3 protein-coding genes are annotated in these 3,361 nt (G+C 53.8%); all 3 read right to left on the reverse strand.

Annotated features, from left to right (window positions below; translation table 11 throughout):
• Nucleotides 1–368: 368 nt before the first annotated feature.
• Complete coding sequence (locus BOA8489_RS19875; protein ID WP_093976043.1) at nt 369–1,439, reverse strand: calcium-binding protein; 1,071 nt, start codon at nt 1,437–1,439, stop codon at nt 369–371.
• Nucleotides 1,440–1,844: 405 nt separating this feature from the next.
• On the reverse strand, nt 1,845–2,966 hold the full coding sequence (locus BOA8489_RS19880; protein ID WP_093976044.1) for a calcium-binding protein: 1,122 nt from the start codon (nt 2,964–2,966) through the stop codon (nt 1,845–1,847).
• Between the two features lie 66 nt (nt 2,967–3,032).
• Nucleotides 3,033–3,361: hypothetical protein (locus BOA8489_RS20665; protein WP_217897984.1), on the reverse strand; the 329-nt coding region annotated here is incomplete at its 5' end.

Below are 3,361 nucleotides of genomic sequence, written 5' to 3' on the forward strand. Positions count from 1 at the left end.
CCCCACGTGTGCCGCATCCAGTCGCCGCCGGTGGTGCAAAACGCGCAGCCCAAATGCTGTCAGAGCTTTTGTGAAATTCTGAGAAGGACAGGACATGGCTCAATCCAACGCAGAGGCGATACGCGCTCAAGCGATGGATTATCTTCACGGCTGGTTCGAAGGAGGCGCGGCCCGCATGAAGCGCGCCCTTAGCCTTGAGTCGGCCAGTCTGTGACTGCTTCGTCCCGCATTGCGGTCATTGGTGCCAACTGCGGCGAATGGCGGGTTTGAGCCCAAAGCAGACATTGTTCTCGGCCAGGTGGCGATGCTCAACTCGCAAATGAGCAGAAAGACCAGCCGAAATATAGCGAAGCTGCCCGTGTTGAATCTCAGCCGAATACGAAATCGCTCTCCACGAGGCCAATAACATCTTCTAGTAGGAGGGTATTCTGTCCAAGTGGAGCATTATGCGCACCGCCTAAATCAATCAAAGTGGAGCCGTTTTCAAATGAAACAAAATCATCGGTCTCATCGAGGACACCGTTCTCATTAGTGTCCAAATCACTCCATTGCAGGCGGGTTGCGGCAAGATCAAGGACATCACCGTCTTCAGTACGAAAATCCTTCACTACATCTTTTCCATCCTTTGAGCCGAAGACGAAAACATCCGCGCCATGCGTTACGAACTCATTGAATTCGACCGCATCGCCGAAAAGGATGTCATCGCCTCCGCCACCATTTATTGTGTCGTTCCCGAGTTGGGAACTTCTCGCAAAGTAGCTATCTCCATAGAGCGAGTCGTTGCCAGAACCTCCTATGAGGGTATCGTTTCCCGCAACGGCTGCGCTACCGAAGACCCGGTAACCATCGCCATACAGCATGTCGTCGCTGTTACCTCCGTCGAGGAAGTCGTTCCCGAGGTACACAACTGTTTCAGAGCCAGCCTGAATGAAGCTGCCCTCTCCATAGAGAACGTCCCTCCCGTCGCCACCAAACAAGCGATCATCACCAAAGCCGGCGGCGTACCACGCTGCCCCATCACCCGAAAGAACATCGTTACCAACGCCGCCAAAAAGCGCATCATCACCGCCGGCTGAACCTATGTCTAGGTCACCGTCTCCCTTCAGGTAATCATCTCCGGGCCCTCCCTTTAGGGTGTCATCGCCTCCAACGCTCGTACCGCGGAGTGTCCGGGAGTCGCCGTATAGATCGTCTGCTCCCAAACCGCCGGACAAGAAGTCATCGCCGCCCGCGATGTTCGCCATTTCGGAATAGCCGTCACCATAGATCTTATCATCACCAGCGTCTCCGAATAGGCGGTCATCACTCGCGAAACCAGGTGGGTAGGTGCCTCCGGCAATCGTATCATCTCCATCCTTGCCTGAGATTTTTGCGCCTACGGCAGAACCCGCTACAATGAAGTCATTCCCATCCGTACCAACGATCTTAATGATTGGCATGATCGCCCCTCCAAATGTCACAGAATTTTGGCTTAAAACGGTAACAGCTTCCCTTGTATGCGGCTTGATTTTGGTCAAAGGCACTGACAGCTCGACTTAGAAAGTCTTCACTCAGCAGAAGTGTCTATGTGCAGCGAGTGTCACTTTGGCGCCGCTCGATCGGAGACAGGGTCAAGAGTAGGACAATGCACAGGGAAAACCGGCGTCGACTTAGTCCGCAACTCGGTCATTCGTGCACGCCACAGCGAATAACTGCATCGAGCCCGGAGCGGACTTCTGAAGTCCCGGTCACCAAGGGATCGCACACTCAGCCAAATATGAAGGAGTCCTCGATCAGGAAAAGCGTGTCCTCAACGGTGATCGTATTGGCATCCGGAGTTTTTCCAACCGCCGCGCCAACATCGACTACGAGAGCGCCGCCTTCCAAGCCGGCATAGGCGTCGTCTTCATCGAGTATGTCGTCGCCATTTGTGTCAAGATCGGCCCATGCAAGCCCGGTGGCAATGAGGTCAATTGCGCCCCGTCGGATGCCCGGAAATCCATGATTTTGTCATTTCCGTCTTTTGAGCCAAAGACAAACACGTCAGCAGCGGTGAAAGAGGGAGCCGTATTTTCCGGCGTATCGCCGTAGATCACATCGTCACCCAAGCCACCGCAAATGGTGTCCTTCCCATCGTGAATGCTTCCTGCCGGGTAGTGACCGTAGGCCGGGACAATGATTTCGGCGTCACCGTAAATTTGGTCATTCCCGCCCCCTCCAAAAATCAGATCATCCCCACCTTTATGTTCACCTATCTCGGCCCGGCTTGCGTCCCCAAAGATGATGTCATCACCGTTTCCGCCGTATAGTTGGTCATTACCTCCGGTCTTGGGTCCGAACGCAAAGTTCTCGGCGTCGCCATAAAGAACATCATTACCATCGCCACCGTAGAGGCGGTCTTGGCCGAAGGTGATTGCGTTGCGGGTCGAGCCGGCGTCGCCAATTAGATTGTCATTGCCGTCGCCACCAAAGAGCAGGTCGTTTCCCATCACCATCGATGGGTATGTAGATTTGAACGATGCGAACACAGCATCTCCATAGAGGAAGTCGTTGCCTTCGCCCCCTTCGAGCACATCGTCGCCAGCCGATGCGCCATCCAGCATGGTTCTTGCATCGCCAACCAGCAAATCGTTGCCTCTGCCACCTTTCAGGACATCGGCACCACCTTGCGTATTCTTTGAGAGGATATGAGCATCGCCGTATAGTTGATCGTCACCATCTCCTCCATGAAGAAAATCCGCGCCTCCAAAAGCAAACGAGTTGGTGTATTCATTGCTGTAGTCTCCGAGGTCAAAGGCATCGCCGTAAAGAGTGTCATTGCCCTCGTTGCCGTTTATCCGGTCATCACCCCCGGCCTCATTCTCAACCATTCGATATACGTCCGCGTACACAATATCATCGCCGCCTAGGCCTGCAATTATCTCATCTAGAAACGTCCCATAGATCGTTTCGTCGGCGGGCGTTCCACGTATTCTGAGTTTTGGCATGACTCTTGCCCCCTCCTTCACATGCATTTTTCATATATTTTTTGGCTTGGGGTGCGTTGATCTGCGTCAATACGTATTGCTGCAGTGAACCGTCCCACCGCCTTTCAGGCACGTGAAGCGCAATTGGCTGAGGCGGAAAAGCTCGCCTCCAGAATTGTGAAACCACAATGCCCGGCTCAGTTGACCATTGTCTTTGTCGAACCCTTCAGTGCCGTCACCATCAAGAGACAAAATGACCGGATTGTCCGCATAGCAGTCATTAGTGTTCGCTGCAGCGAATGACTGCATTGAGCCCAAAGTGTCAACGTTGCGTACGAAATGCAGGATAAAAAGCCGCGCAGAGCTGACATTTAGGGCCAGGGCTGTGTTCGCTGCCCGGATGCTCGCTGTCAGCA

The sequence above is a fragment of the Boseongicola aestuarii genome, assembly GCF_900184815.1.
Lineage (GTDB): Bacteria > Pseudomonadota > Alphaproteobacteria > Rhodobacterales > Rhodobacteraceae > Boseongicola > Boseongicola aestuarii.